The 5,527-nt window shown below is 63.8% G+C and carries 4 protein-coding genes; 2 read left to right on the forward strand and 2 right to left on the reverse strand.

Annotation, left to right across the window (positions count from 1 at the left end; genetic code table 11):
• Positions 1 to 30: 30 nt before the first annotated feature.
• The gene (gene moaC / locus PHI64_RS23280) at positions 31 to 510 is read right to left on the reverse strand and encodes a cyclic pyranopterin monophosphate synthase MoaC (protein ID WP_299888735.1); all 480 of its coding nucleotides are present in this window, start codon (positions 508 to 510) and stop codon (positions 31 to 33) included.
• A gap of 43 nt (positions 511 to 553) precedes the next feature.
• Between moaC and PHI64_RS23285 the strand changes: the two genes are divergently transcribed.
• Both PHI64_RS23285 and PHI64_RS23290 read left to right on the forward strand, forming a co-directional pair.
• Positions 554 to 2,011: a M48 family metalloprotease gene (locus PHI64_RS23285; protein WP_299888738.1), complete on the forward strand. Its 1,458-nt coding sequence runs from the start codon at positions 554 to 556 to the stop codon at positions 2,009 to 2,011.
• Positions 2,012 to 2,092: 81 nt separating this feature from the next.
• Entirely contained in the window at positions 2,093 to 2,323 is a 231-nt protein-coding gene (locus tag PHI64_RS23290; RefSeq protein WP_299888742.1) for a sulfurtransferase TusA family protein, read from the forward strand.
• A 254-nt stretch (positions 2,324 to 2,577) separates the two neighbouring features.
• Here the strand turns inward: PHI64_RS23290 and PHI64_RS23295 are convergent, their stop codons facing one another.
• Positions 2,578 to 5,427, reverse strand: a complete 2,850-nt coding sequence (locus PHI64_RS23295) for a valine--tRNA ligase (RefSeq protein ID WP_299888745.1) — start codon at positions 5,425 to 5,427, stop codon at positions 2,578 to 2,580.
• Positions 5,428 to 5,527: the final 100 nt, after the last annotated feature.

Consider the following 5,527-nt stretch of genomic DNA (forward strand, 5'->3'; position numbering starts at 1 on the left):
AAGCTTGAAGGAAATGGCGACGTTGCATGCTCAGCACTCCGCCTTCCAGTGCCCCGACTTGCCGCCTTCCTTCTCCAGCAGGCGGATGCCTTCCATCGTCATGCCCTTGTCCACCGCCTTGCACATGTCGTAGATGGTGAGCAGGCCCACCTGAACAGCGGTCAGCGCTTCCATTTCGACGCCGGTGCGGCCAACGGTTTCGGCAGTGACAGTGCAGCGGACCGTGTCCTCGCCTTCTGCCGTGAAGTCGGCCGAGACCCGGGTCAGGGGCACAGGATGGCACAGGGGAATCAGGTCGGCAGTGCGCTTGGCGCCCTGAATGGCAGCAATACGCGCAATTCCGATCACATCCCCTTTCCTGTTGTCTCCAGTGAGAATCCGCTTCAGTGTGGCGGGCTGCATCACGATCCGCCCCTCGGCACGGGCGATCCGCCGGGTTTCGGACTTGGCCGAGACATCCACCATGTGGGCCTGGCCGCGGGCATCGAAATGGGTAAGGGTGTCACTCATCAGGGATGGGGAACCGTTCTATCGGGTCGCGTATCATAGCACCGTGAAAAATCGACTGATCGCCCTGCTGCTGTGCGTGGTCCTGGTGCCACGCGGTTTTTCCCAGAACCTGCCTGACCTGGGAGATAGTGCCAGCGCTGACCTTTCTCCCCTTGCGGAGCAGAAAATCGGTGCCCAGATCATGCGCGACATCCGTTGGCGGGATCCGGCCTACCTGCGCGATGCGGAGGTGGAGGACTATCTCAACCGGACCGGCGAGCGCCTGGTGGCAGCCAGTGCGGGGGCGGGAATGTCCTTCGAGTTCTTTGGTGTCAGTGACGGTTCCCTCAATGCCTTTGCGATGCCGGGGGGCAAGATCGGTGTTCACACTGGCCTGATTCTGGCTGCCCAGAGTGAATCGGAACTGGCCGGTGTGCTGGCTCATGAAGTGTCCCATGTCACCCAGCGCCATATTGCCCGTCTGGTGGGCAAGCAGAGTCAGACCGGGATGGTCATGCTGGCCTCCCTCCTGGTGGCGGTGCTTGCCGCCAAGTCCAGTGCTCAGGCCAGCCAGGCAGCCATCATGGCCGGCCAGGCGGCCGGTATCAGCAGCCAGCTGGCCTATTCCCGGGATTTTGAACACGAGGCGGACCGGATCGGCTTGCAGACGCTGTCCACTGCTGGCTACGACGTCCGCGGTATGGCGGCCTTCTTCGAGCGCCTGCAGCGGAACGGGCGTCTTTATGAAAACAATGCGCCCGCCTACCTGCGCACCCACCCCCTGACCGGAGAGCGTATTTCCGAGATGGAGAACCGGGTGATGCAGATGCCTTACCGCCAGGTGCCCGACTCTCTGGATTTTCAGCTGGTCCGGGCCAAACTTCGGGTGGGAGAGCGTCCGTCCCGGGAACTGCTCGACGAACTCGAGCTTGCGGTGGCTCAGGGCAAGCCCTCTCCGGTGGCTGCACGCTATGGTCTGGTCCGGGCTTATCTGGCGCTGAAGCGCCTCGATGATGCCCAGGCTGCGCTGGCGCAGCTCAAGATGGAGGTCCGCCGTTACCAGGTGGTCTCCCCCATGCTGGCGGGGCTGGAAGCCGACCTGCATCTGGCCCGCCGGGATTTTCCTGCAGCGGTCCGGGTGATGGCAGAGGCGCGCGGACGTTTTCCCCAGTCCCGACGACTGCTGTATGGTCTGGTCTCTGCCCGGATCGAGGCAGGGCAGGCCGGTGACGCCCTGGAACTGGCCAAGGCTGAAACCCTGCGGACCCCGGCGGATGCCTACCTGTGGGAGTTGCGCGCTCGGGCCGAGGCAGCACTGGGAAAACGCTTGCCGCAGCACTACTCCCTGGGAGAGGTTTATGCGATCCAGGGCAATTACGCGGCTGCCGTGGAGCAGCTGACCCTGGCCCAGGCGGCTCGCGATGGAGATTTTTTCGAGCAGTCGGCTGTGGATTCCCGCCTGCGGGAGGTCAAGGTCCTGCTGCTGGAGCAGGTTAAAGAGCGCCGTGAGTCCTCGCGCTAGCAGGTGGCGTTGTGGCAGGCTGTCAGCCCGCCTTGTGCCCGCGTTAGAATCCATCCCCCTGTTCGACGATGGAGTCACTGAATGAATATTGACAAGGAAGTGGATGCTCGCGGCCTCAACTGCCCTCTGCCCATCCTGAGGGCCAAGAAAGCGCTCGCGGAGATGCAGGCTGGCCAGGTTCTGCGCGTGCAGTCGACCGACCCGGGGGCGGCTCGGGATTTCGAGGCCTTTGCCCGCCAGACAGGTAATGAATTGATCTCCCAGGGGGTGTTGCCGGATAACGTCTTGGAGTTTTTTTTGCGCCGGAAATAAGTTCAGTGCGGGAACCGGCAGGGACTCCTCACCTGGTTTCCGGCATGCGCAGAGCCCGTTTCCTGGAGCCTGCCGCGCTCCTGCGGTTGGCTGATGATCGTCAGGGCAGCATCCAGTGTCATTAGGATTAAAAAAATCCGGAGCCTCTGGGAAGCTCCGGATTTTCTGGCTGACACCTCCGCCGGGCGGCCGTTTCCTAAGTGAGCAGTGGGGTCACCCAGGGTGGCTCCCGTCTGTGCAGCAGCACGCCTGCCTTAGTGGCCGGCCAGCTTGGCCAGTTGCGGCTTGAGCTTGTCCAGAGTTGCTGAAAAGCTGGCCAGGCGCTCCTTTTCCTGGGCCACCACGGCGGCGGGAGCGCGGGCCACGAAGCTCTCGTTGGAGAGCTTGGCGTTGGCCTTGACGATCTCCCCTTCGATACGGGCGATCTCCTTGGCGATGCGCTCCCGTTCGGCGGCGATGTCGATCTCCACCTTCAGCATCAGGCGCTGCTCGCCAACGATGGCCACCGGCGCCAGCTCTTCACCGCTGATCTCGTCCACCACCTGAACTTCCGACAGCTTCGCGAGGCCGGCGATATAGGGTGCGAACTTCTTCAGCTGCGCGGCGTTCCCGCTGGCAATCAGCGGCATGCGCTGGGCCGGGGAGATGTTCATCTCGCCACGCAGGTTGCGGCAGGCGCCGATCAGGCTCTTGAGTTCGGCCACGTCGGCCTCGCTCTTTTCGTCGATGCGGCCCAGGTCGGCCTGCGGGTAGCGGGCCAGGCACAGGCTGTCCACATCCTTGCGGCCGGCCAGCGGGGCGACGGTCTGCCACAACTCTTCGGTGACGAAGGGAACCAGCGGATGAGCCAGCCGCAGGATGGTTTCGAGGACCCGGATCAGGGTGCGGCGGGTGCCCTTCTGGGCGGCGTCGCTACCGGTGTTGATCTGGACCTTGGCGAGCTCCAGGTACCAGTCGCAGTACTCGTCCCAGATGAACTCGTAGATCGTCTTGGAGACGAGGTCGAAGCGGTATTCGCCGAAGTGCTGCTCGATCTCCTTCTCGACGCGCTGCAGGCGGCTCACGATCCAGCGGTCGGCGAACGAGAATTCCAGCGGGCCGTTGCTGCCGCCGCAGGACGGGCCGTCCTGCTTGTGCTCGAGGCCCAGGTCGTGGCCCTGGACGTTCATCAGCACGAAGCGGGTGGCGTTCCACAGCTTGTTGCAGAAGTTGCGGTAGCCCTCGCAGCGGCTCATGTCGAACTTGATGTCCCGACCGGGGCTGGCGAGGCTGGCGAAGGTGAAGCGCAGGGCGTCGGTGCCGAAGGCGGGGATGCCCTCGGGGAATTCCTTGCGGGTCTTCTTCTCGATGCTGGCGGCCTGCTTGGGGTTCATCAGGCCGGTGGTGCGCTTGGCCACCAGGGCGTCGATGCCGATGCCGTCGATCAGGTCGATCGGGTCGAGCACGTTGCCCTTCGACTTGGACATCTTGGCGCCTTCGGCGTCGCGGATCAGGCCATGCACATAAACGTGCTTGAAGGGGATCTTGCCGGTGATGTGCTTGGTCATCATGACCATGCGCGCCACCCAGAAGAAGATGATGTCGAAGCCGGTGACGAGCACCGTGGACGGCAGGTAGAGGTCCAGTGCGTCGTTCGACTGGGCCGGGTAATCCGGCGTCCAGTCGAGGGTCGAGAAGGGCCACAGGGCGGACGAGTACCAGGTGTCGAGCACGTCCGGGTCACGGGTCAGCGGGCCGGGGTAGCCGGCCTTGTCGGCCAGCGCACGGGCTTCTTCTTCGCTGTGGGCAACGAAGCATTCGCCGTCGATGCCGTACCAGGCCGGAATCTGGTGGCCCCACCACAGCTGGCGCGAGATGCACCAGTCCTGGATGTTGTTGAGCCACTGGTTGTAGGTGTTGACCCAGTTGCCGGGGACGAACTCGATCTCGCCGGACGCCACGACATCCAGCGCCTTTTGCGTGATGGACTTGCCATCTTCGCCCGGCTTGGACATGGCGACGAACCACTGGTCGGTGAGCATCGGTTCGATGACCACACCGGTCCGGTCGCCGCGAGGCACCTGCAGCTTGTGAGGTTTGACCTCCACCAGCACGCCAGCGGCTTCCAGGTCGGCGACGATGGCCTTGCGGGCGTCGAAGCGGTCCATGCCACGATATTTGACGGGGCCGTGGTCGTTGATTTTGGCATCCAGCGTGAGGATGCTGATCTGCGGAAGCTTGTGACGCTGGCCGACGGCGTAGTCGTTGAAGTCGTGGGCTGGGGTGACCTTGACCACGCCGGTGCCGAATTCACGGTCGACGTAGTCATCGGCGATGATCGGGATGTCGCGATCGCACAGGGGCAGGCGGACGGTCTTGCCGATCAGGTGGGCGTAGCGCTCGTCTTCCGGGTGCACCATCGCGGCCACGTCGCCGAGCATGGTTTCGGGGCGGGTGGTGGCGACCGTGAGGCCGGTCAGCCCGCCGATCGGACCGTCGGAGAAGGGATAGTGGATGTGCCACATGAAGCCATCCTCCTCTTCCTGGACCACTTCAAGATCCGACACGGCGGTGTGCAGCTTGGGATCCCAGTTCACCAGCCGCTTGCCCCGGTAGATCAGGCCTTCGTTGTAGAGACGCACGAAGGTTTCGGTGACGATCTTGTTGAGGCCCGCATCCATCGTGAAGCGCTCGCGGCTCCAGTCGGGGCTGGTGCCCATGCGGCGCATCTGCTGGGTGATGGTGCCGCCGGAATACTCTTTCCACTCCCAGACCTTCTCGAGGAATTTCTCGCGGCCGAGGTCGTGGCGGGAGATGCCCTGGGCGTCGAGCTGACGCTCGACGACGATCTGGGTGGCGATGCCCGCGTGGTCGGTGCCAGGCTGCCACAGGGTGTTCCAGCCGCGCATGCGGTGGTAGCGGGTGAGCGCGTCCATCAGCGTCTGGTTGAAGCCGTGACCCATGTGCAGGGTGCCGGTGACGTTGGGCGGCGGCAACAGGATGCAGAAGGATTGATCGGCAGGCTTGCTGCGGTCGAGGCCGGCGGCGAAGTAGCCGCTCGACTCCCAGTGCTCATACCAGCGGCGTTCAATCTCCGCCGGCTCGAAACTCTTGGCCAGTTCCATGGGGATTCTGTGTGTTGAAGGCAAAGGCGGGATTATAGCGGATGCGCCGGCAGCGCCTGCCGTCGTACACCCCTGAGGTGTCGATCAGGGAGGAGGCGGG

Origin of the sequence: Zoogloea sp., from assembly GCF_028689785.1 — a bacterium.
Classification (GTDB): Bacteria; Pseudomonadota; Gammaproteobacteria; order Burkholderiales; family Rhodocyclaceae; genus Zoogloea.